The 21626-nt window shown below is 46.5% G+C and carries 23 protein-coding genes and 1 pseudogene; 5 read left to right on the top strand and 19 right to left on the bottom strand.

The window, feature by feature from the left end; genetic code table 11:
* Nucleotides 1–4: 4 nt before the first annotated feature.
* Nucleotides 5–1366, bottom strand: coding sequence for an NADP-specific glutamate dehydrogenase (gene gdhA / locus NQX30_05115; GenBank protein MDM5147746.1), 1362 nt, complete (start codon nucleotides 1364–1366; stop codon nucleotides 5–7).
* A 153-nt stretch (nucleotides 1367–1519) separates the two neighbouring features.
* On the opposite strand from gdhA, the pseudogene NQX30_05110 reads away from it, so the two are divergent.
* A pseudogene (locus NQX30_05110) lies at nucleotides 1520–1912 on the top strand (DUF1223 domain-containing protein).
* A gap of 201 nt (nucleotides 1913–2113) precedes the next feature.
* Here NQX30_05110 and NQX30_05105 read toward each other — a convergent pair.
* The 11 genes from NQX30_05105 to NQX30_05055 form a co-directional block, all read right to left on the bottom strand.
* Entirely contained in the window at nucleotides 2114–2992 is an 879-nt protein-coding gene (locus NQX30_05105; protein MDM5147745.1) for a metallophosphoesterase family protein, read from the bottom strand.
* A gap of 4 nt (nucleotides 2993–2996) precedes the next feature.
* Entirely contained in the window at nucleotides 2997–3836 is an 840-nt protein-coding gene (locus NQX30_05100) for a peptidylprolyl isomerase (GenBank protein MDM5147744.1), read from the bottom strand.
* Complete coding sequence (locus tag NQX30_05095; protein MDM5147743.1) at nucleotides 3833–4141, bottom strand: BolA family transcriptional regulator; 309 nt, start codon at nucleotides 4139–4141, stop codon at nucleotides 3833–3835. Before NQX30_05095 ends, NQX30_05100 begins: the two co-directional genes overlap by 4 nt.
* A complete protein-coding gene (locus tag NQX30_05090; protein MDM5147742.1) occupies nucleotides 4116–4607 on the bottom strand; it encodes a septation protein IspZ in 492 nt (163 codons plus the stop codon). The genes NQX30_05095 and NQX30_05090 overlap by 26 nt, the downstream gene beginning before the upstream one ends.
* 59 nt (nucleotides 4608–4666) lie before the next feature.
* The gene (gene msrB, locus NQX30_05085; GenBank protein MDM5147741.1) at nucleotides 4667–5086 is read right to left on the bottom strand and encodes a peptide-methionine (R)-S-oxide reductase MsrB; all 420 of its coding nucleotides are present in this window, start codon (nucleotides 5084–5086) and stop codon (nucleotides 4667–4669) included.
* An 89-nt stretch (nucleotides 5087–5175) separates the two neighbouring features.
* Nucleotides 5176–6150 (bottom strand): polyprenyl synthetase family protein, encoded by a 975-nt coding sequence (locus NQX30_05080; protein ID MDM5147740.1) that lies wholly within the window; start codon nucleotides 6148–6150, stop codon nucleotides 5176–5178.
* Between the two features lie 5 nt (nucleotides 6151–6155).
* Entirely contained in the window at nucleotides 6156–7268 is a 1113-nt protein-coding gene (proB, locus tag NQX30_05075) for a glutamate 5-kinase (GenBank protein MDM5147739.1), read from the bottom strand.
* Nucleotides 7249–8259 carry a GTPase ObgE gene (gene obgE, locus NQX30_05070; GenBank protein ID MDM5147738.1) on the bottom strand — a complete coding sequence of 337 codons (1011 nt, stop codon included), beginning with the start codon at nucleotides 8257–8259 and terminating at the stop codon, nucleotides 7249–7251. Before obgE ends, proB begins: the two co-directional genes overlap by 20 nt.
* Nucleotides 8260–8307: 48 nt before the next feature.
* On the bottom strand, nucleotides 8308–8586 hold the full coding sequence (gene rpmA, locus NQX30_05065) for a 50S ribosomal protein L27 (protein MDM5147737.1): 279 nt from the start codon (nucleotides 8584–8586) through the stop codon (nucleotides 8308–8310).
* Nucleotides 8587–8604: 18 nt separating this feature from the next.
* On the bottom strand, nucleotides 8605–8928 hold the full coding sequence (gene rplU, locus NQX30_05060) for a 50S ribosomal protein L21 (protein MDM5147736.1): 324 nt from the start codon (nucleotides 8926–8928) through the stop codon (nucleotides 8605–8607).
* Nucleotides 8929–8966: 38 nt separating this feature from the next.
* A complete protein-coding gene (locus NQX30_05055; GenBank protein ID MDM5147735.1) occupies nucleotides 8967–9797 on the bottom strand; it encodes a hypothetical protein in 831 nt (276 codons plus the stop codon).
* Here NQX30_05055 and NQX30_05050 point away from each other — a divergent pair.
* Both NQX30_05050 and dapD read left to right on the top strand, forming a co-directional pair.
* Complete coding sequence (locus tag NQX30_05050; protein ID MDM5147734.1) at nucleotides 9781–10239, top strand: hypothetical protein; 459 nt, start codon at nucleotides 9781–9783, stop codon at nucleotides 10237–10239. The genes NQX30_05055 and NQX30_05050 overlap by 17 nt on opposite strands.
* A 58-nt stretch (nucleotides 10240–10297) precedes the next feature.
* Nucleotides 10298–11128 (top strand): 2,3,4,5-tetrahydropyridine-2,6-dicarboxylate N-succinyltransferase, encoded by an 831-nt coding sequence (gene dapD / locus NQX30_05045; GenBank protein MDM5147733.1) that lies wholly within the window; start codon nucleotides 10298–10300, stop codon nucleotides 11126–11128.
* An 87-nt stretch (nucleotides 11129–11215) separates the two neighbouring features.
* On the opposite strand, the gene hemF is transcribed toward dapD, so the two are convergent.
* Entirely contained in the window at nucleotides 11216–12100 is an 885-nt protein-coding gene (gene hemF, locus NQX30_05040) for an oxygen-dependent coproporphyrinogen oxidase (protein ID MDM5147732.1), read from the bottom strand.
* Between the two features lie 107 nt (nucleotides 12101–12207).
* On the opposite strand from hemF, the gene NQX30_05035 reads away from it, so the two are divergent.
* Both NQX30_05035 and NQX30_05030 read left to right on the top strand, forming a co-directional pair.
* Complete coding sequence (locus tag NQX30_05035; GenBank protein MDM5147731.1) at nucleotides 12208–13119, top strand: DUF368 domain-containing protein; 912 nt, start codon at nucleotides 12208–12210, stop codon at nucleotides 13117–13119.
* Nucleotides 13120–13124: 5 nt separating this feature from the next.
* Nucleotides 13125–14102, top strand: coding sequence for a hypothetical protein (locus NQX30_05030; protein MDM5147730.1), 978 nt, complete (start codon nucleotides 13125–13127; stop codon nucleotides 14100–14102).
* Nucleotides 14103–14149: 47 nt separating this feature from the next.
* On the opposite strand, the gene NQX30_05025 is transcribed toward NQX30_05030, so the two are convergent.
* From NQX30_05025 to NQX30_05000, 6 genes are all read right to left on the bottom strand, one after another.
* Nucleotides 14150–14935 carry a xanthine dehydrogenase family protein subunit M gene (locus NQX30_05025; GenBank protein MDM5147729.1) on the bottom strand — a complete coding sequence of 262 codons (786 nt, stop codon included), beginning with the start codon at nucleotides 14933–14935 and terminating at the stop codon, nucleotides 14150–14152.
* A gap of 15 nt (nucleotides 14936–14950) precedes the next feature.
* A complete protein-coding gene (locus NQX30_05020) occupies nucleotides 14951–17332 on the bottom strand; it encodes a xanthine dehydrogenase family protein molybdopterin-binding subunit (protein ID MDM5147728.1) in 2382 nt (793 codons plus the stop codon).
* A gap of 59 nt (nucleotides 17333–17391) precedes the next feature.
* A complete protein-coding gene (locus tag NQX30_05015) occupies nucleotides 17392–17862 on the bottom strand; it encodes a (2Fe-2S)-binding protein (protein MDM5147727.1) in 471 nt (156 codons plus the stop codon).
* Nucleotides 17863–18133: 271 nt separating this feature from the next.
* Nucleotides 18134–20416, bottom strand: coding sequence for a DNA internalization-related competence protein ComEC/Rec2 (locus NQX30_05010; protein ID MDM5147726.1), 2283 nt, complete (start codon nucleotides 20414–20416; stop codon nucleotides 18134–18136).
* Between the two features lie 72 nt (nucleotides 20417–20488).
* Entirely contained in the window at nucleotides 20489–21028 is a 540-nt protein-coding gene (locus NQX30_05005) for a cytochrome b (protein MDM5147725.1), read from the bottom strand.
* Entirely contained in the window at nucleotides 21028–21609 is a 582-nt protein-coding gene (locus NQX30_05000; protein ID MDM5147724.1) for a YceI family protein, read from the bottom strand. Before NQX30_05000 ends, NQX30_05005 begins: the two co-directional genes overlap by 1 nt.
* Nucleotides 21610–21626 lie beyond the last annotated feature (17 nt).

Below are 21626 nucleotides of genomic sequence, written 5' to 3'. Positions count from 1 at the left end.
ATGATTAAACACCATGTGCCAACATAGCATCAGAAACACGTAGAAAACCAGCAATATTAGCCCCGACTACATAATCTACCGGCTTTTTACCCTGCTTACCGTGTGTTACGCATTGCTTATGAATACTGATCATAATATCACGCAAGCGTTCCTCCATTTCGTCTTCCGACCATGAAAGACGGAGACTGTTTTGGCTCATTTCCAAACCGGAAATTGCTACACCTCCGGCATTAGCCGCTTTGGCGGGAGCAAAAATAACTTTGTCGCGTAATAATTTGTAAGCGCCAATAGTAGTAGGCATGTTTGCGCCTTCCACTACTAGTCGACATTTATTTTTAAGCAATCGTTTAGCATCTTCAATATCAATTTCATTTTGTGTCGCACAAGGAAAAGCGGCAAAAGCAGGGGCTCCCCACGGACGCTTACCTGCATGGTAGCTAGCTTTCTTATAGTGTTTGACGTACTCACGAATACGCATCCGCGCGCTTTTGAGTTCAATAATGCGCGCTAATTTTTTCTCGTCAATGCCTTCTTTATCATAGATAAAACCATCGGAGTCAGACATAGTGACCACGCGTCCACCAAGCTGAATGATTTTTTGTGCGCAATACAGGGCAACATTACCACTACCGGAAACAGCGCAGGTTTTATCTTTTAATCCATCGTTAACAGCGTTAAGCATTTCCTCGGCAAAGTAAGCAGCACCGTAACCAGTAGCCTCACGGCGAATTAGACTACCACCAAAAGTCAGACCTTTGCCGGTAAGCACACCGGAGGCAAATTCACCGGTAATCCGCTTATACTGTCCGAATAAATAACCAATTTCACGTTCACCCACACCGATGTCACCAGCTGGCACGTCCAAATTGGGCCCAATGTGGCGAAATAATTCCAACATAAACGATTTACAAAAACGTAACACTTCCTTGTCGGATTTCCCTCGGGGGTTGAAATCAGAACCACCTTTTGCTGCACCCAGCGGCAGACCAGTAAGCGCATTCTTGAAAGTCTGTTCAAACCCTAAAAATTTTAAAATACTAATATTGACCGAAGGATGAAAGCGCAAACCGCCTTTGTAAGGACCGAGCGCGTTGTTAAATTGCACTCGATAGCCACGATTCAGGCGCACATTACCGTTATCATCTTCCCAAATAATGCGAAACATAAACACCCTCTCCGGTTCAGTCATGCGCTCAAAAACAATAGCGTTGGTAATGCGATCATTTTTTCGAATATGGGGAATAATAACTTCGGCCACTTCGCGCACGGATTGGTGAAATTCGGGTTCGTGTGGAGCACGACGAATAAGCCCTGTCATAAACCGCTCTACATTAGTGCTATCATAAGTTGGTTTACGCTGCGGCATAACTTTCCCTCTCTTGACTAAAATAAAAAAACACGTGTACTCATTATACAAGTTAGAAGGAAATGACACAATGAAAAATATTATCGTTTAGTTGATAGTTCTGACGCCACTGTCGGCAGTTACAGAAGGGGCTGCAGCGCCGTCTGTGAGATTTTGGTAGAACCGTTCACCTCACAGGGGTGCTATTCCTGCTCACCAGCAGAACAGTTATTTTTAAAAAATTTCTCCCGCCGCGATAACGTGGCAGCATTAGAATTGCATGTTGATTATTGGGACAACTTGGTACACGGCAGCTCTTAGTGGAAAGCTCCATTTTTTGATTCTGCTTATACGCAACGGCAGCAAGGTTACAACCGACATTTACGCCACATTGGTGATGTTTTTACTCCGCAGACCGTAGTGCACGGCGGAGCCCAATCCAGCGGCACAGCACGCGATCTTATTGAGTTTGCCATCCGCCGAGCACAACAGCATCCTCCTGCAGTGCGTTTTTATTTTTCTGGCGACAGTAAAAGTCCATGGCAAGTGCATATAGAAGGCAATTAAGCCAAACGCGCAAGTACATTACGCTATTTATTGAAAGTAGCGTGAAACTACTGTGCTGAGAGGCGAAAATAAAAATAAACCATTACTCAGTGCAAATATTGTTGACACACTTATCACATTGCCATTTGGAACTCGTAATTTCGTCCTGCCTGATTTTGACTCCGTTGAACAACACTGTGCCGCGTGGCTACAGCACGGTAGTTAGCGCGGCACGCTGCTCGTCTTCTTAATAACTATCGTTGAAGAAGGCCAAAAAACTGGTGGAGGATTGAGCTGTTGACCCTGTTGTCGTCGTTCTATTTCCGGCAAAACACTATCGCTAGGCCAAATCCCAGAATCCAATGTAAGCCGATAATCGGGCGGCAATCCGGCAGCTTTCATGGTCGACGCAGTTACAGCAATATCATAATTCAATGCATGATGAGTAATGTGAATACCATCCGCTTCCACCGTCCATAGCGCGTACCAAACACGATTAGTCCCATCATTGGCTGGCATACCCAGCGCACCACTATTGTGCCAAATTCCGCCATTGTTCAACATCTGCGTAAAAGGAATGCCGCTGTGACCAGCAATAACGCCGTCCACCCCCATAGCACTTAAAACTGCTTGTTTGTTTGATTCCGGTGTAGATGGAAAAATAAAACGGTTATCACTCACGCCATCGGCATGAACAACGGCCAATTTCCGCCCACCGAAGACGATATCTGTTCGCATGGGCAGTTTCTTCATCCATACTTTAGTAGTAGCGGAAATATTGATACGAGCATGGCGATGCCATGAAACAGACAACAGCGCGCAGGTACTATCGGTGTCAAAACCGCAACCACAATCTTCCTCATCATTTCCCACCGCACGTTCGCAATTACCGCGGACAAAGGTAGCATCCGGGATTTTGTCACGCACCAATTCACAAACCGCCGCACCATCAGCACAATAAGCAACGAGATCGCCGGTACATACAATATTCAACGATTGCTCGCTACCAACTACTCTCAACAACGCCTGCAATGCTGACAGATTACCGTATGCACCGCCAAAAACCAGCATTTGCCACCCCGCAATAACACGCGGAGGCACGATATTACTGTTGTTCGTTAATAACGATGTTTGCTTTTGCGCGCAATCCGTCCAAATGTTCCGTGAACAGTTCAATTCGGACTGCCTGCCTCAGCCGTTCCCGCATTTCGTCATTGAACGGTGGTACCGACAACGGGCGAGTGTCTTCCACTAAAATGATGTGCCAACCAAATTGGCTTTGCACTGGCCCCGAAGCTAATTCACCGGCATCGGTCATCTCAAGAGCAGCAGCAAATTCGGGAACAAATACCCGAGATTCCACCCAGCCCAAACTACCACCATTTTGCGCCGAACCAGGATCTTCTGAATGTTCCTTTGCCAGTTCTGCAAATTTTTCAGGATTTTCGCTAACTTGTTTGTAAATAGTCTTGGCCTTTTCTTCATCTTTAGTCAAAATGTGTGCCGCTGAATACTCTTTTCGATTAGCAAATTCATTTTTTAATTCTTCATAACGCAAGGTAATTTGCTCTTCCGTTACCTGATTTTCTTCTAAAAATTGTTGTGTATATGCGCGCCCCAATACAGTTTGTTCTTGAATTACTAATTGTTGAGCAATATCCGCTTTTTCGTGAAGCCCCGCAGCACGAGCGGCACGGCTGATGATTTCGCTGGCAATAACATTTTCCAATACTTGCTCACGAGTTTCATTACTCCCCGGGCGCATGTAGGCCTCCAATCGTACAACAGGGATAGCATCACCATCAATTGTGACAATAGTATCTTCGCTAGCTGTAACGGCTGGTTTTTCGGTATCACTGCTGGTACCAGTAGTTTCATCATTAGCATTACTACAGCCAGTGACAAAAAAAGCAGCGAGTAATAATAGATAATAGTTTTTTTTCATGAGCGAGAGTCCTTTCTATGGGAATGTTCTTCAAACGTAAAAGCGGCGATAGATAACGCATGTATACCTTGTTCCATAAGAGCGCCAACCGTGTCGTATATCAAACGATGACGTGCCAAAATAGATAATCCAACAAAACAGTCAGAAACAATATGCAGCCTAAAGTGCGCACCATTACCGGCTTCTTGATGACCAACGTGCAGATGGCTCTCATTAGTCAGGTTCAATTGCCGTGGCGATAGCGCCCGCAAACGGGTACGCAACTGCTCTGTAAGACTGCTATCGCTCATCACGAGTAGCGGCATGACGCATCAGATAAGTAATAATGGTAAGGAGCGACAAAAAACTAAAAGCGGGATAACCAAATGTTTTAACATATACCCAAGCGGATTCGGAAAAATTAAAAATAATTATTAGATTGGCGGCACCGATAATGCCAAACATTATCGACAGCATAAGCAACGCTCGTCGCCATACCGCATCTGGTGCGGTAATAAATTCGCTGAGAACTCCCTTCATAAGATTTTTTTTGAATCCGAATTCAGCAATCACCAATACCAGCGCAAATAACCAATTAATAACGGTAGTTTTGATTTGCAGATAAAAATTTTCGCGCAACAATAAGGTAATACAACCAAATACTAAAACGAGACTAAGTATTGTCCATTCCATAGCCTTAATTGGCAATTTACACAGTTTGAGTGCCAAAATTTGCAGAACAACGGCAACCATCAGTGCCATTGTGGCAGTGCGAAAATCTTGTTTGGTCATTATGAAAACACCAAAAAAAACAATTGCCGGCGTAATGTTAATCCAGTGGCGCATTTTGCTTAATCATTTTTAGGATTGAGTCGCAAGGCGGCAGAATTCATGCAGTAGCGCATTCCCGTCGGCTGAGGACCGTCATTGAAAACATGCCCTAAATGAGCGTCACAATTGCCGCAAACCACCTCGGTGCGCCGTATAAAAAATGAATTGTCTTTTTTTTCTGCCACACTGTCAGCATTTTTGGGAGCATAAAACGACGGCCAGCCAGTACCGGAATCATATTTGGTATCAGAATCAAATAACTCTCGATCGCAACAAATACAAATGTATGTTCCAGATGTTTTGCAATCGTGATATTCACCAGTAAAAGCTGGTTCCGTACCTTTTTTCTGTGTAACACGATATTGCAAATCAGTCAAACGTTCTCGCAATTGCTCTGGTGATTTTTTTTCTGGGGAATTTAACATCAGTAGTGGAATCATATCACGGTAGAAGCATAAGCTGATAACCGCATACTATCAAGAGAGAGTTAGATAATCTTCTCGCAATGGTGATTGCTATTAGCCGTCAATTAGCAACGTCGATTTACCGAAACTTTTGCCAAAGTTGTCAGCGAATCACGTGCCAAACTAGGGGACAGTTCATCCAAAGCCGCGATGGCAAGTTCAGATTCTTTGGCAGCCAACCTGTGCACTTCATCCAACGCGCCGGTCTCACGTGCCAGCCGTAGGGTGTCGGCAAACGAAACATCATCATTTTTTTTCCACCCAGTCAGCAAGCGACGGCGAGTCGTACCATTGGTTTTTTCTAACGCTAAAATAGCGGGCAATGTCATTTTCCCTTCGGCGAAATCGGCGCCAATTTTTTTTCCCATTTCTGCATCAGAACCAACATAATCTAAACAGTCATCAATCAACTGAAAAGCCATACCCAAGTGTCTTCCATAGGCGGTCATCGCCGCCAAAACGGCAGGACGGTCGGCAATCAACACCGCCGCTGCTGTTGCTGCTTCAAATAAATTTGCAGTCTTGCGACGGATAATATTGAAATAAATATCCTTCGTCATTATGCAACCACGCTGCTCCAACTGCATAATTTCACCTTCTGCTAAGCTGTTAGTCGCATCAGCAATCCAAACTAATAACGGCATACAACCAATATCCGCCAAAATTTGTGACGCTCGTGAATACAAAAAATCACCGGCCAACACCGCCGCCGAATTACCATAAACATGATTAGCCGTAGATTGACGGCGGCGCAATACTGCTTCATCTACGACATCGTCATGCAGCAACGTTGCAGTATGGATAAACTCAATAGCCACCGCAGTTTTGTCACTCATGGCATCAGGTAAGCCACACAATCTGCCACTCAGTAACGCCACCACTGCCCGCAAACGCTTGCCTCCAGATAATTGTCTCCGGCTAATGATTTCTGCTAACGATACTTCAGACTTTACTAGCGCCCGCCCTCTCTTAAACATACGGCGCAAATCACCGTCGTATTTCGCCAACTCTCCGGCTAAGTCACTTTTGTTTTGTTTCACAGTCGCTATTCTATGATAGACATGTTATCGCGGTGCGCCATTTCTTCTTCGTGAACATAGCCGATAATTTGCGCAATATCGCGGCTATTAATACCGCAGAGGCGACACGCCGCTGCCGAGTCATAATTGACTAGTGCATAGCCAACTATTCCACCACTTTCGTTTTCTAAGACAATTGAATCGCCGCGAACAAAATCACCGTGAACTTTGCTCACTCCCGCCGGCAGTAAGCTTTTTTTATCTCGCACCACCGCCCGCACCGCACCCGCGTCCAAAACCATTCCGCCACACACACGCAATCCACTCGCTAGCCATTGCTTGCGCGCAGACAATCGTGGGGTATCAGCAACAAGCAACGTGCCAATCCCTACATCACCGCTTAGTGCGCGATGTAAGCAATCATCGGCACGGCCGTTAGCAATCAACGAATGAGCACCGCTACGGGCGGCAACTCGAGCCGCTTGTAATTTAGTCGACATACCACCGGACCCTACACCGCCAACTCGTGGCACTACATAACGCAGCAAAGTTTCATCCGCCGCCGCCGCCTGCCGCACAACGTCTCCCTTGCCACCATCAGTACGCAAGCCGTCAATGTCGGTAAGCATCAACAGTACATCAGCTTCCAGCAAATTCACAATTTGTGCCGCCAACCGATCATTGTCATCAAAATTTACCGCATCGGTAGCGATAACATCATTTTCGTTAACTACCGGTATCACGCGGCAATCTAACATTCGCCGCAACGCCGTACGAGCATTCAAATACAAAGTTCGGTGTGCCATGTCTTCGGCGGTCAAAAGGGCTTGGCCTGCATGCAATCCATGACGCGAAAAAGCGTCTTCATAAGCGTCGCTCAATCGCATTTGCCCAACAGCAGCAGCAACTTGTATATCAGCACGCAGGATTGGGCGTTTTTCCCATCCCAAGCGCTGAACGCCTGCGGCAACTGCGCCAGAAGAAACAATTACAATTTCTTTACCTTCCAATCGCGCCGCGGCAACCTGTGCAGATAACTGCCTAATATAATTCAAATCTAATTGAGTGCCGTCAGCAGTCAGCAAACTGCTGCCAACCTTAACAACAATCCGGCGCGCCTTAGATAGTAACGTTCGCATGATGTTTGAGTAGCATAATGGAAAATTCACGCACACCTTCACCGGTGAGAGCTGATAGTACATGCGTTTGCGAAAATTCTGGAAAACGCTGAGACATGGTCTTTCGGCATGCCTCGCGAGCACTTTCCGAAAGCATATCAGCTTTGTTCAGCACCAGCCAGCGCGGTTTTTGAATAAGTGGCAAATCAGTATTTTGTAATTCATTCTCCACCAAACGACAATCCGATTCTGGCGATTCTGTTGTCATGTCTACCACATGACACAACAGTGCCGTTCGCATGAGATGCTTGAGAAAACGATTACCAAGCCCCGCTCCTTGAGCTGCACCTTCAATGAGTCCGGGCACATCGGCGATAGTAATCGTGCTACCGTCACCGCCGTCTATAACTCCCAACTGTGGTGACAGAGTCGTGAAAGGATAAGCGGCAACTTTAGGCTTAGCCGCCGATAGCGCCCGCAACAATGACGACTTGCCAGCATTTGGCAATCCTAAGAAGCCAACATTAGCCAAAAGACGCAACTCCAAACGAAAACGACGTTCTTCACCGGTTTCCCCAGCAGTACAACGACGCGGCGCCTGATTAACAGAAGATTTAAAGTGAGCATTCCCAAAACCGCCATGCCCGCCGGCAGCAAGCAATGTGTTATCTTGGTCACATAATAAATCAGCGTGCAAATAACCCGTATCGGCGTCTAACACCCGAGTTCCTACCGGCACTAAAATACGAGTATCAACGCCGCCAGCACCATGACGGTCGCTACCCTCACCATGTTTGCCATTAACTGCGACAATGCGTCGCCGCCGAGATAATTCCAACAGCGTTTTAACGTGCCGGTCGGCAACAACCAATACATTTCCGCCACGTCCACCATTGCCTCCATTTGGACCACCATGTGGTCGAGCACGTTCGCGTAAAAAACTCACAATACCGTTACCACCATCACCACCTGTAACGGAAATTACAGTTTCATCAATAAATCCTCGTTTCATTGCCGCCTGCCGGTGCGGCACATAGTGCGATATGCGACGGTGTAACGATTAAGCGGACTTGACGTCCGAAACAGCAGCGACAACGTTGACATAGTGCCGACTACCGCGCCCGTGGCGACGAAAAAGAACGACACCATCGGTTTTGCTAAAGAGAGTGTGGTCGCGCCCCATACCGACATTGTCGCCGGGATGAAATTTTGTACCGCGCTGACGCACGATAATGCTACCGGGGCGGACTTTTTCGCCACCAAAGCACTTAACTCCCAAATATTTTGGATTTGAATCGCGCCCATTTTTTGTTGAGCCGCCAGCCTTTTTTTGTGCCATTGTTAGCTGCCCTCGCCGTTAAATGTTAATACTGTCAATGCGCAACTTTGTTAGCGCCTGCCGGTGCCCTTGCGTGCGGCGGCTTTTCTTACGTCGACGCATTTTAAAAATCCGAATTTTATCGCCACGAAATTGTTCAACAACAGTTGCTTGCACCGACGCTGACGACACAAAAGGAGAACCCACTGTAGCACCATCGTTTTTTTCTATTAAGAGAACACTATCAAATGCCTTAGCCTCACCGGCTACCGCCGACAATGATTCTACGATGATAGTATCACCTGCTTTTACGCGGTATTGTTTCCCCCCAGTTTTAAATGTTGCAGTGGTATGTTCAGTCATAATTTTTTCTGGTAAGCCCTAGATTGTATCATAGCTATCTACTCTTGTAGAGAATAAGGTACGGGTAATAATTGCAAATGTAGGTCTCCCCATTCCCACGATTCCGCCGCCGCACACGGTGCCGAAATAAAAACAACAAAACCACCTTTCCCATCATCGGCAGCGTTCACTACTTCACCACCGTTTATTTTTTCGCCTACCGGTGGTGGCGCGCCTTCACCGGACACCACATAGCCGCGACGCTTGATTTTTCCTAAATAATGCAAGCGGGCAATAATCTCCTGCCCTACGTAACAGCCTTTTTTGAAATTCACACCATCCAACAATTCAAAATTTATATGTTGCGGAATAAACAGTTCGCTAGCCTCCCTACCCACCCATGGAATGCCGCGAAAAATTTGTTCCTGCTGCCACGACGAATCGGTGGATAAATCCACCGCTGTGACTGGTTCTTCATTTTCTGTTACCCGCAACAGCCAGCCGTCATCATTAAAAAATTGCGCCTCCTCCTCGGTTTTCATGGTTCCACTATCTACTTTATTGGTATTTTTCGCCACGGTGACACAACCCGAAGGAAAAACGGTGATTTTCACTTTGGCACGCAACACGAAGCGTGCCAATCGGGTGGCAAAATCATCAGCAATGTCCGCACATAAAATGGCAATATAAGCATCATTACTGCGACCAAGAAGCATACTGGCAATAACTCGCCCTTTGAGAGAACAATAAGCCGCACGCACCCATCGCGAGGATGGTAATGCTAGTGTATCCGCCGTCAATTGCCCTTGCAAAAATGTTGCTGCATCATCGCCAGCAAAACGTACGGCGCGCAAAAAGTTCAGTGGCGCAAATGTGTTACTCTCGTTCATCGTGGAATCTCGTTTTGTATTGTCCTCATCGCGTATTATTGCCATATCGCTGATATTGGTAGGTACTGTTGCTACCATTGGTGCAGGAAGCATTATAGCAATCTCATACCCACTACGAATTTTGGTAATTTTAGCTGTGGCGATAATATTCACTGTGCACTTTCGCCGCCATGCATTACTTGAAGGAAAAAATGTAGTGCGCAGCTTCCATTTTCTGCCAAACGGCAATATTGAACTTTTTATCAATAATAGTACGCAATGCGGACAGTTAACAAGCCGCTTTGTATCGCCGATACTAACGATTTTTGTTGTGCGCAGTGGTCAGCAGCGATTTAGTATTCTCGCCGCTACAGATAGCATGGATGCCGATTCGCATCGCCAGCTACGTATTCGCTTGCGCAATGCACCATTATCCGGACAAGCCCCTGCAGATAGTGTATGATTATGCCGTTTTTCTATAAAGCATACTTTCAAATATCAAATTATGCAAAAGGTCTAAAATGATGAATGAATTAGAAATAATTAATAATGCTTATGAAGCGCGTGCCTCATTAACGCCGCAAAATGCCCCGCACGCCGTGCGTACAGCGGTAGAAACAGTGCTAAACGATTTGGATAGCGGTCGACGACGAGTGGCGTCTCCCTCCGAAACAGATACATGGGAAGTCCACCAGTGGCTAAAAAAAGCCGTGTTGTTATCATTCCGGCTGACGGACAATGCCGTAATGGTCGGCGGTTTTACTCGTTACTATGACAAAGTAGCACTCAAATACGCTGCGGCTGATGAAGATTTTTTCAAAAATAGCGGTACTCGCGTAGTACCACCAGCAACGGTGCGACACGGCGCTTACATCGCCGACAATGTGGTACTGATGCCTTCATACGTCAACATTGGCGCTTATGTAGACTCAGGCACAATGGTAGACACTTGGGCTACGGTTGGCTCCTGCGCGCAAATCGGAAAAAACGTCCACTTATCTGGCGGTGTTGGAATCGGTGGAGTTCTGGAGCCGTTACAGGCAGCGCCCACAATTATTGAAGACAGTTGCTTTATCGGCGCTCGTTCCGAAGTGGTGGAAGGTGTAGTCGTGGGACGTGGTTCTGTGCTTTCTATGGGCGTTTTTATCGGTCAAAGCACACGCATTTACGACCGCGCTAGCGGAGAAATTTTTTATGGCAAAGTGCCACCAGGAAGCGTAGTAGTGCCAGGCAGCCTGCCCTCCAAAGACGGCACGTATTCTTTAAATTGCGCTGTGATTGTCAAAACAGTAGATGAAAAAACTCGTCGCAAAACCAGCATTAATGAATTATTGCGCGCAACAGCGGATTAATCAATATCTTTAAAAGTTGATACCAATTTAGTAGCGTGTTTTTTATATTTCTATAATAATCACGGACGATTTTTCAGATACCTTTACTCATTTCGCCCAATCACGTGGAAGCAAAAATTCTTTTTCCAGCCGCATCTCCAAATCTCCTTGCGGTTTGGCTTGGTGCCAGCGTGCTAGCGGCGGCAATGACATCAAAATTGCCTCAGTGCGCCCGCCCGACTGTAAACCAAACAAAGTACCACGGTCGCACACCAAATTAAATTCCACGTAACGCCCACGCCGATATTGTTGCCACAAAAGCTCGCACTCGCTATACGGCATATTATGACGACGTTTCACAATCGGTAGGTATGCCGGTAAAAAAGCATCTCCCACCGCTCGGACAACAGCGAAAGCATGAGAATATGATTCTTCGTCAAAATCATCAAAAAACACGCCGCCAATACCACGCTGCTCTTGACGATGAGGAATGTAAAAATATTCATCGCACCGCTGCTTAAATTGCGGATACAACGCCGTGTCGTGGGCATCCAAAGCTTCTTTACAGGTAAGATGAAAATGCCGACAATCATCTTCGTAGCCATAATATGGAGTAAGATCCATACCGCCACCAAACCACCAAACATCACCAACAGTAAAAACACGCACATTCATGTGTACGGTTGGGCAATGTGGATTTTTTGGATGCGCCACCAATGACACGCCCGCTGCCTCGTAAGACTTACCGGCAATATTTGGTCGGCGACTACTCGCCGCTTTTGGCAAGCTATCGCCAGCGACATTAGAGAAATTAACACCCGCTCGGTCAAATACCGCACCGCTTTCCAATGACATACTCCGCCCGCTACCAAGTTTGCTACGCCATGTATCAACAACAAACTCTCTACCGTCAATCGCCGCCAGCGCCTCTGTGAGAGTCTCCTGCAAAGAAAACAAATAGGTCCGCACCAAGTCCATGTCTTTCTCATTCATCATAAAAATTATTTTATAACTGTTTACTTCATTTTCATCCGTACAGAACAAAATAACGCCGTATAATGCGTTTATGCCTTTTTTGCTTTTTTGGTTCTCGCCGAAATATGAAAACCGTTAAACCTTATATTGGTATTTTTTTGCGCGGGATATGTATGGGCGCAGCGGATTTAGTGCCTGGCGTGTCAGGCGGCACTGTCGCTTTTATCACTGGAATTTATCAACGCCTACTTGCCGCCATTAGCGCTTTTTCTTCGGCGGCGTTGTGGCGCGAACTTCTCCGTTTTAATATCTCTGGCACTTGGCAGTTAGCTGACGGCAAATTCTTATTAGCACTTGGCGCCGGTATCCTAAGTGCGGTCGTATTGTTTAATCGCTTACTACACTATTTACTAAGCGAACATACACATTTATTGTTGGCATTTTTTTGCGGCTTGGTACTAGCTTCTGCAAAGCTTGTCGCCCGTGAATTGCACGCACCTACCGCACGACACTGGGCAATAGGAATTGTCGGAGCAGTATTTACTTTGATGACAATCACACAACTTCCTGCCGGCAGCATGACACCCACTTTGCCAACACTTTTTATCGGTGGCGCTGTCGCTATCTGCGCCATGTTATTACCCGGCATTTCCGGTAGTTATATTTTGTTGATTGCTGGCCTCTATGGTGCAGTTATCAATGCCATTCATGAAAGAGAAATCATTGCTTTGTTGATATTTGCAATAGGTTGCGGCTGCGGGCTGTTGCTGTTTTCCAGATTACTTTCATATTTATTGCATCGCTGGCATGACGCAATCGTATCACTGCTTATCGGCGTCATGCTTGGCGCACTGCCCAAGCTTTGGCCATGGAAAGCCCATGCTGATGGCATGAAAATTATTTTACAACCAAATGTACTGCCCACCGTCTATGAGAGTGATCCGCAAATTTGGGCGGCATTAGCATTAGCATCGCTCGGCGCAATGCTTGTATTAGCATTACAAAAAACCGCGGCAACACTCATTAAAGACAATTAAATAATATGCGCGCACCGTTAACGGCATTGCGTGAATTATTTAAAGAAAGCGCTTATATTTATTGGGTAGTCCTGCGTATTTCGCTACCGCTACTTGTTGCTATTCGATTGCTAGATGAACACTTTGGCATCGTCGCTGTTGTTGGAGATTTGCTAGCGCCAATAATGGATCTAGTCGGCCTGCCCGGTCAAGCTGGAATTGTGTGGGCCACCGCAATGCTGTTAAATATCTATTCTGCACTGCTAGTGCTCATCTCACTGTGGACACAATTAGAACTCAACAGTGCTCAAGTAACTACTCTCATGTTAATCGTATTGGTAGCACATGCGCTACCGATAGAACTACGCATTACGCAAAAAGCCGGTGTGCGCTTTTTTGCCATGCTATGGGTGCGTATTAGTGGCGCACTAGCAATGGGCTGGCTTATTCACACTATTTACAATGCTGGCGGCTGGCTGCAAGCTCCAGCTCATTTGTTATTGTCGCCACCGCCAATGCAAAGCGGTTGGGGGCCATGGTTTTTGGGACAGGCAAAAAACTGGGCATTCATTTATTTAATTATCGTTACGCTGGTAGCCTTTGTGCGTTTGCTCAAAATCACGAATACTGAACGACTATTGATTTTTTTACTCGCTCCAATACTGCGCACCATGGGTGTAGGAAAAAAAGCAGTTACTATCACTATGGTTGGCATGACGTTAGGCATTTCGTACGGTGGCGCTTTGCTCATTAACGAAAGTAAAAAAGGCGACATCAGCCGACGTGACATGCTGTGTGCATTAACACTACTGAGTTTGTGCCATGCCGTTATAGAAGATACTCTATTGGTAATGTTAGTAGGCGCGCATATCTCTGGCGTATTTTTTGGTCGCATTATTTTTTCTTTTGTACTAATGCTGTTTTTTGCGCAATTAATCAAGCGCTTACCAGATACGACACTAGAAAAAATAATGCTTAGTCGCAATCCAAAGACGTCTTCTTAAAATTAACAACGCTACAGTTACACAATCACCAGTATCTGTAACCGCAGTTAATTCAATGCCCGTTGAGCCAAAATTGTTATTAAGTGGGCGCGATAAGCAGCAGAGCCGTGCAAATCACTCATCAGTTCTGCTGCATTTTCCTGCACTCCCGATAAAGCAGCAGCAGAAAAATTTTGGTTCAATGCCGTTTCCAATGATTGGGCACGAAACACACCATCTGAACCAGCACCAGTTACTGCCACTCGCACGCCACCATTAATTTGGGCAATAAAAACACCAACCAGTGCATAACGTGATGCCGGTTGTGGAAATTTTACATAAACGGCGTATTGCGGTATTGGAAGATGTACGTGAGCGATAACTTCATCATCTTCCAATGCTGTTGAAAACAACCCGTCAAAAAAATCATCAGCGGCAATAGTACGCTTATTAGTATGCACCGAGCCGCCTAATCCCAACAATGCCGCCGGATAATCCGCCGCAGGATCATTGTTAGCCAGCGAGCCACCAATGGTGCCGCGATGTCGAACTTGTGCATCACCGATTCCACTAGCTAACGATGCTAACGATGGAATTTTTTCACGCACCAAATCAGAACTAGATACTGTCGCATGCGTTGTCATAGCACCAATCACCACTCCCTTATCGTGATGTTCACGAATGCCGACCAACGCTTCAATAGTCGACAAATCGACCAACGCATCAGGTGCAGCCAACCCTTGCTTTATCGTCGGTAACAAAGTCATACCACCGGCCAATGCTTTTGCGCCATCGGTCAGCAGATGCACCGCTTCTTCAACTGTTGAAGGCTTATGATAGTCAAAATTATTCATGATGATATCCTCCTGTTAATTAACTTTTGCATCTTGCATCGCCTGCCAAACCCGATAAGACGTGGCAGGCATAGAAATATCTTTCACACCTTTTTCTTCCAGTGCATCCAGTACTGCGTTAATAACCGCTGGTGGTGAACCGATAGCACCGACTTCTCCGCACCCCTTAACTCCTAACGAATTGTGTGTACACAACGTAACCGTATTAGATACTTGGATATTAGGCACGTCATCGGCGCGTGGCATGGTGTAATCCATGTACGAACCGGTCAGTAATTGGCCGTTTTCATCGTACACCGCTTGCTCCAAAAGTGCTTGACCAATACCCTGTGCCACACCACCTTGTATTTGACCTTCCACAATCATCGGATTAATTACCTGCCCTACATCATCTACAGCAGTAAAGTTCACTACCTTGACCTTGCCGGTATCGGGATCTACTTCTACTTCGCAAATATGGCAACCACCAGGATAAGTGAAATTGAGTGGGTCATAAAATGCTTGCTCTTCTAGACCCGGCTCCAAACCGTTGGAGTCATCGTGCGATGATTTGTGTGGAAAGTTATGCGGCACATAAGCGGCTAGCGAAACTTCACCAAAAGCCATCGACTTATCGGTACCTTTGACAGTAAAATTACCGTCAGCAAACTCAACGTCACCGGCATCTGCTTCCATAATATGTGCAGCAATTTTTCCGGCTTTTTCAGTAATTTTATTGAGCGCACGCATGATAGCCTCTCCACCTACCGCCAGCGAACGCGAGCCATACGTCCCCATACCAAAAGGCACACTAGCGGTATCACCGTGCACAATATTTACATTCTCAAAGGGAATTCCCAATTTGTCAGAAACAATTTGTGCAAAGGTAGTTTCGTGCCCTTGCCCATGACTGTGACTGCCAGTAAACACCGATACCGAGCCCGTAGGATTAACCCGCACATTAGCCGCTTCAAATAGCCCAGCACGAGCGCCTAGCGAACCGACTACCGCCGATGGCGCAATACCACATGCTTCAACATAAGTAGACACACCAATACCGCGCAATTTGCCGTTTTGAGCGGATTCTGCTTTACGTGCAGCAAAACCATTCCAATCAGCTTCTTTGAGTGCCTGCTCCAAAGAAGCATGATAATCCCCTGAGTCGTATTGCAAAGCTACTGGTGTTTGATAAGGAAAGGCTTCTTTGGGAATAAAATTTTTACGCCGCAACTCCACTCTGTCTATACCGATTTGTCGTGCTGCTTTGTCAACAATACGCTCAATTAAATAAGTGGCTTCTGGGCGCCCAGCACCACGATAAGCATCAACCGGTACGGTATTGGTGAAAACCGCTTTAACGTTGCAATAAATTTTTGGTGTGGTGTACACGCCTGCCAGCAACGTTGCATACAAATACGTCGGTACACAGGTAGAAAAAGTAGACAAGTAGGCACCGAGATTGGCCTTAGTTTCTACCTTAAGCGCTGTAAATTTTCCGTCGGAGTCAACGCCTAACGTTACATTAGTGATGTGATCGCGGCCATGAGCATCACTAACAAAAGAATCAGATCGATCCGCCGTCCATTTGACCGGCCGCCGCACTTGCTTAGCAGCCCAAGTAACAATGGCTTCTTCAGCATAATGATAAATTTTGGATCCAAATCCACCACCTACATCCGGTGACACAACACGCAATTTGTGTTCGGGAATTTGTAATACAAAAGCACCCATAAGCAGACGAATTACATGTGGATTTTGGCTAGTGGTATAAAGCGTATACGAATCCGCCGACAAATCGTACTCACCAATAGCAGCGCGTGGCTCCATGGCGTTAGGAACAAGACGATTGTTAGTCAACCGCAAAGATACTTGGTGTGTAGACGCGGCGATTACGGCGTCTACACTGGCAACATCATCACCTAACACCCAATCGTAACATAAATTATCTGGCGCTTCTTCGTGTACAGCTTGACCACCAGCAACAGCTTTTTCCATATCCACTACGGCAGGCAACACGTCATAATCTACTTCAATTAACTCGGAAGCGGCTTTAGCCTGTGCCAATGTTTCAGCAATAATCACAGCCACTTGGTCGCCCACGTGCCGCACTGCACCTTGTGCCAACGGCGGATGTGCCGGCTCCTTCATTGGTGAACCATCGGCATTATTAACTAACCAACCACAGGGAATGGAACCACATTGCAGGTCTACTCCTGTATAAACAGCAATAACGCCAGCAGCAGACTTGGCGGCTACCGTGTCAATACCACGAATTTTTGCACTCGCATGAGGCGATCGTAAAATATACGCATATGCCTGATGTGGTCGAACGATATCATCCGTGTAATTGCCACGCCCAGTTAAGAATCGCATGTCTTCGCTTCGTTTGACTGAAGCCCCGATGCCTTGTGTGCTCATTTACGTCCTCCTCTGCAGGAATGTATTATTTTAATTTTTGGATACGACAAAATTTCCGCTCATCCTCTTAGCTGCGCAGCCGCATGGCGTACCGCTTTAACAATATTTTGATAGCCGGTACAACGACAGATATTGCCCTCTAGCCAATTGCGAATTTCTTCATCAGATGGATTGGGGTTTTTATTCAGTAAATCAGCGGTACTCATCACCATACCGGCAGTGCAAAAACCGCACTGCAATCCGTGACATTCTTTAAACGCCGCCTGCACTGCATGGAGTGTATCGCCATCGGCAAGTCCTTCAATAGTAGTTATTACAGTGCCGTTAGCTTGAACTGCTAACATGGTACAAGATTTAATTGATTGCCCATTGACATGTACTACACAGGCACCACATTGGCTAGTATCGCATCCTATATGAGTGCCCGTCAATCGCGCATGTTCACGTAAATATTCTACTAACAAAGTATTAGGACTTACCTCGCCTTCTACTTGCTTACCGTTAACTGCCAAGGAAACGGATATTGCCATTTGCTCTCTCCTTCTTTTTATTGCGATACCACAAAATATTACTAGACACAACACCACAAATGCATCTAATACACTTACTTACCATTTATACCACACTATTTAAAATAAAGTAAAAAACAAAATTTTCAAAAAACGCGACAAATTTGTTACCCGTAATCGCGGTCACAAACATACTTATCTAAGCGATGGTTATTGAATTCGTCCGCTTTTTTTCATAAACATAAGGCTATCTATTCGTACGCTCAATATTACTACTCTTTATTTCATGAATTTAATCAGATCTTCCGTACGATGCTACTGTATTTTGCCAGTAACGTTTTCTTTCAGGTCCCCACCGCTGTACCCGAACATCACTAGGACCAACCTCTACTATAACTGCGCCGTCTGTATCAGTGCGATAGAGCCCTGCGCCGACAGCAGTAGATCGTGCTAAAACCGTTGAGTGCGGATGACCGTAAGGATTATTAGCACCGACGCTAAATATCACAGTATGCGGCGACACTGCATGCAAAAAAGCTGAGGAGGAGGAATGCCTACTGCCGTGATGAGGTGCCAGCAATACATCCGTTTTTAGTGATTTACCTGATGCGACAAGAGCTTGTTCAATTTTTTCTGAAATATCTCCGGTCAGTAACGCCGAGCCACCAGCCCCAAATATTTTTAACACGCAGCTAGAAGCATTATCCGACAGCACGGTTAATGTTTCTCTCTGTGGATGCAATATTTCAAATGTTACGCCGTCCCATGTCCACATTTGCCCTGCCTCACAGGGTTGATGGTGAGTGGCAGCAATAACCGCCGGATGCGAATCCGGCAATGATGACAATAATTTTACTGGCGACTTTAGGTGCATCAATTCCGCCGCACCACCACTGTGATCGATATCATCGTGGCTGACAATCAACATGTCAAGATTTCGGCGCCCTTCGCCACGCAAATAGCTGTCAATTTCCTTAGCAGCATACGACCGACCGGCGTCATATACTAAAGTGTGATTAGTGGTCTTAATTACCACGCTAGTGCCTTGTCCAATATCCAGCACAGTCATATGAAAAGTTCCCACTGGTAATGGTGACGGCTGCCACAACAACATTGCCAATACCGGAAACATACCTGTCCAGCGAGCCGGCATACCGGCGGGCATAATAAGCCAAATGCCGCCAGCACAAGCCAATATAAATAGCCACCACGGTGCCGCTGCCGGTTGCCAAGCGGCGAATGGCAAAGCCGACAGGTAATCTAAAAACGCCCATAAAGTGGATAACCCCCAACTAGCGACGGTCCACAACGCATTTCCGGGTAACAACACATCCAACAAAACCAAAGGTAAAATAAAAAAACCAACAACCGGCACAGCAACAACATTAGCCAGCGGTGACAATAAAGAAGCTTGATTAAAAAACCATAGTGTGAATGGCATAGCAAAAAATGATATTAGACACTGCACTCGCAACAAATGCCACCAATTTCGTCCGCCTGTACTACCGAGCACCAATACTACGGCACCGGCAAGCATAAATGATAACCAAAAACCAGCAGATGACACCGCCCACGGATCAACTACGACAACGACAAGGGCAGCGAGCGCCATCACTTGACTTGCCGACGAAATACCGCCACTGAGCAATGCTACTGCTACCGCAAAAAACATTAGGAAACTACGCCGCACCGGAACGCCAAATCCGGCAAGCAAAGCATAAGCCAGTGCCACCGGCACGGCAGCAACAATAGCCGCCTTTTGTGCTGGCATAATGCGCATCAGCCACTGCTGGCGACGCCACAGCCAACCGACCAGCAACGCAGCAAATCCTGCTGCCAATGTAATGTGAGTGCCAGAAATGCTCAATAAATGTGCTGTGCCGGTACGCTGCAATACTCGCCATTGTGATTCATCAATAGCCGAGCGGTCACCCACCACAAACGCTGCCAGTAAATCGCCTTGTTGCGGTTGCGCTAATGCCTGCCGTCTTAGAGCCTCACGCCAACCACCACCAGGGCGAACTATCTCCACTTGTTCGCGATGACGCACATAGCCCACTGCACGCACGCCGGTGGCAAATAAATAGCCAGCATAATCAAAACCATGCGGATTGAGACGCGCCGATGGCGGACGGATACGAACCACCAACCGTAGCTGAGCGTTATTGAAAATTTCCGCCAACGGTGTACCGCTGCGATGATAATCAGCCAACCGCACTCGTAATCGCAACGGCATAGTCGGTGACACTATGCGCTCAATATCAAAATCAAACCGCGTGCGCTGTTCGTTGGTTTGAGGCAATCCACGCACCGTTCCCTCCACAATAATATCGCGCCATTCCAATTCCGGTGGTAGCGTCTGCGCCAGCCGCCATTCGGCGCGACACGCAGCCCAGTAAAAACCAAACCCAAACACGAACAGCAACAATGCCGCCGTCCGTCTCTTTCCTTTCAATCGCCAAGCCGCAAAAGCCGGTGGCAACAATAGCAACATGCCACTTAGCGATGGCAATTCCTCTTGACCTTGCAGCAAACACACTCCGGACAAAAAAGCAATGGCACTCAGTGGCAACATGAGCTTATCGTAGAGATAGTGCTATGGCACTTTCACTTTCGTTGATTACAACTAATAAACAAAAGTTGGAGGCTATAGCATGCGCTGCAAGCTGTCATTTTTATCCCATAATTGATGTTTAAGAGCAGCCAATGCATGACCACAAGCAACAATAACAACGCCATATCCCAGCCAATAGTGTACTTCTACAGTAATGTCGCGCCAACTGTCAGGAAGCGCAACAACCGGCGGCACTATGAACAGTCCAAAAATGTCCACTCCTTTCTGCCGTGCCGTGGATATTAGATAACCGCAAAAAGGAACAATAACTGCTAATAATAGCAACAACCGATGCACCCAACGCGCCGCCCTACTCTCCGCAACCGATAATCCGTGCAATGGTGCCGGTGATGCAACTATCATACGCCAAGTAATCAACAACAACGCCACGGCCAACGACATCAATCCCAACGTTTTGTGTGCGTTCAACGCCATCAGATACCAACGTGCATAGTAACCTGCCTCTACCATCCATGCGCCCAATGCGGCCATGGAAAAAATCAACAACGCCAAAGACCAATGCAATAACCGGCTAACCAAACCGTATTTGTCGCCGCGGTCAACAGGCGACATTATTGACGGCGAACACCTTCAATATACAAATCCAGTTCAACAACTACAGCATCTGGACCTAAGTTGTACTCCATACCAAAATCGGCTCGGGTAATTTGGACTTTACCCTCAAAACCAGCGCGATAACCTCCCCATGGGTCATTGCCTTCACCGATTTTTTTTATTTCAATGGCGAGCGGCTTAGTAACACCATGTAGTGTCAATTCACCATGCATTGTGCCACCATCTGCATCGCCTTCATAGCTTGTACTTTTAAAGGTAGCATTTGGATAGTCATCTGAATTTAAAAAATCATCACTACGCAAATGCTTGTCACGCTCAGCATGATTACTATTAACACTGGTCACATCTACTTCAACAAAAATGCTCTGTGCCGCCGCACCTTGTTCTGGAGCATAGTCAAATACCCCCGACAGACGGTCAAAACGCCCGACAAGCCAACTGTAGCCCAAGTGTTTAGTACGAAACTGCACAAAAGAATGAGAAGCATCTATATCGTACTCCGCCGCCATCGCACCGGCGGAACCAAACAATGTAGATACCAACATCAGACATGTGAGAATTGATTTTTTATGTTGCATTTTGTATCCTCCGTAAG

The organism is Candidatus Persebacteraceae bacterium Df01 (assembly GCA_030386295.1).
GTDB lineage: Bacteria > Pseudomonadota > Gammaproteobacteria > Tethybacterales > Persebacteraceae > Doriopsillibacter > Doriopsillibacter californiensis.
This window is presented reverse-complemented; position numbering and strand designations above follow the sequence as displayed.

Excerpts from the sequence above, each read along its gene's own strand:
- gdhA (MDM5147746.1), bottom strand. The coding sequence starts at position 1,366 with ATGCCGCAGCGTAAACCAACTTATGATAGCACTAATGTAGAGCGGTTT.
- NQX30_05000 (MDM5147724.1), bottom strand. The coding sequence starts at position 21,609 with ATGCAACATAAAAAATCAATTCTCACATGTCTGATGTTGGTATCTACA.
- msrB (MDM5147741.1), bottom strand. The coding sequence starts at position 5,086 with ATGATTCCACTACTGATGTTAAATTCCCCAGAAAAAAAATCACCAGAG.
- NQX30_05010 (MDM5147726.1), bottom strand. The coding sequence starts at position 20,416 with ATGTTGCCACTGAGTGCCATTGCTTTTTTGTCCGGAGTGTGTTTGCTG.
- NQX30_05025 (MDM5147729.1), bottom strand. The coding sequence starts at position 14,935 with ATGAATAATTTTGACTATCATAAGCCTTCAACAGTTGAAGAAGCGGTG.
- rplU (MDM5147736.1), bottom strand. The coding sequence starts at position 8,928 with ATGACTGAACATACCACTGCAACATTTAAAACTGGGGGGAAACAATAC.
- NQX30_05030 (MDM5147730.1), top strand. The coding sequence starts at position 13,125 with ATGCGCGCACCGTTAACGGCATTGCGTGAATTATTTAAAGAAAGCGCT.
- NQX30_05095 (MDM5147743.1), bottom strand. The coding sequence starts at position 4,141 with ATGCCGCTACTCGTGATGAGCGATAGCAGTCTTACAGAGCAGTTGCGT.
- NQX30_05020 (MDM5147728.1), bottom strand. The coding sequence starts at position 17,332 with ATGAGCACACAAGGCATCGGGGCTTCAGTCAAACGAAGCGAAGACATG.
- rpmA (MDM5147737.1), bottom strand. The coding sequence starts at position 8,586 with ATGGCACAAAAAAAGGCTGGCGGCTCAACAAAAAATGGGCGCGATTCA.
- NQX30_05100 (MDM5147744.1), bottom strand. The coding sequence starts at position 3,836 with ATGAAAAAAAACTATTATCTATTATTACTCGCTGCTTTTTTTGTCACT.
- dapD (MDM5147733.1), top strand. The coding sequence starts at position 10,298 with ATGATGAATGAATTAGAAATAATTAATAATGCTTATGAAGCGCGTGCC.
- NQX30_05015 (MDM5147727.1), bottom strand. The coding sequence starts at position 17,862 with ATGGCAATATCCGTTTCCTTGGCAGTTAACGGTAAGCAAGTAGAAGGC.
- obgE (MDM5147738.1), bottom strand. The coding sequence starts at position 8,259 with ATGAAACGAGGATTTATTGATGAAACTGTAATTTCCGTTACAGGTGGT.
- NQX30_05090 (MDM5147742.1), bottom strand. The coding sequence starts at position 4,607 with ATGACCAAACAAGATTTTCGCACTGCCACAATGGCACTGATGGTTGCC.
- hemF (MDM5147732.1), bottom strand. The coding sequence starts at position 12,100 with ATGAATGAGAAAGACATGGACTTGGTGCGGACCTATTTGTTTTCTTTG.
- NQX30_05055 (MDM5147735.1), bottom strand. The coding sequence starts at position 9,797 with ATGAACGAGAGTAACACATTTGCGCCACTGAACTTTTTGCGCGCCGTA.
- NQX30_05005 (MDM5147725.1), bottom strand. The coding sequence starts at position 21,028 with ATGTCGCCTGTTGACCGCGGCGACAAATACGGTTTGGTTAGCCGGTTA.
- NQX30_05035 (MDM5147731.1), top strand. The coding sequence starts at position 12,208 with ATGAAAACCGTTAAACCTTATATTGGTATTTTTTTGCGCGGGATATGT.
- proB (MDM5147739.1), bottom strand. The coding sequence starts at position 7,268 with ATGCGAACGTTACTATCTAAGGCGCGCCGGATTGTTGTTAAGGTTGGC.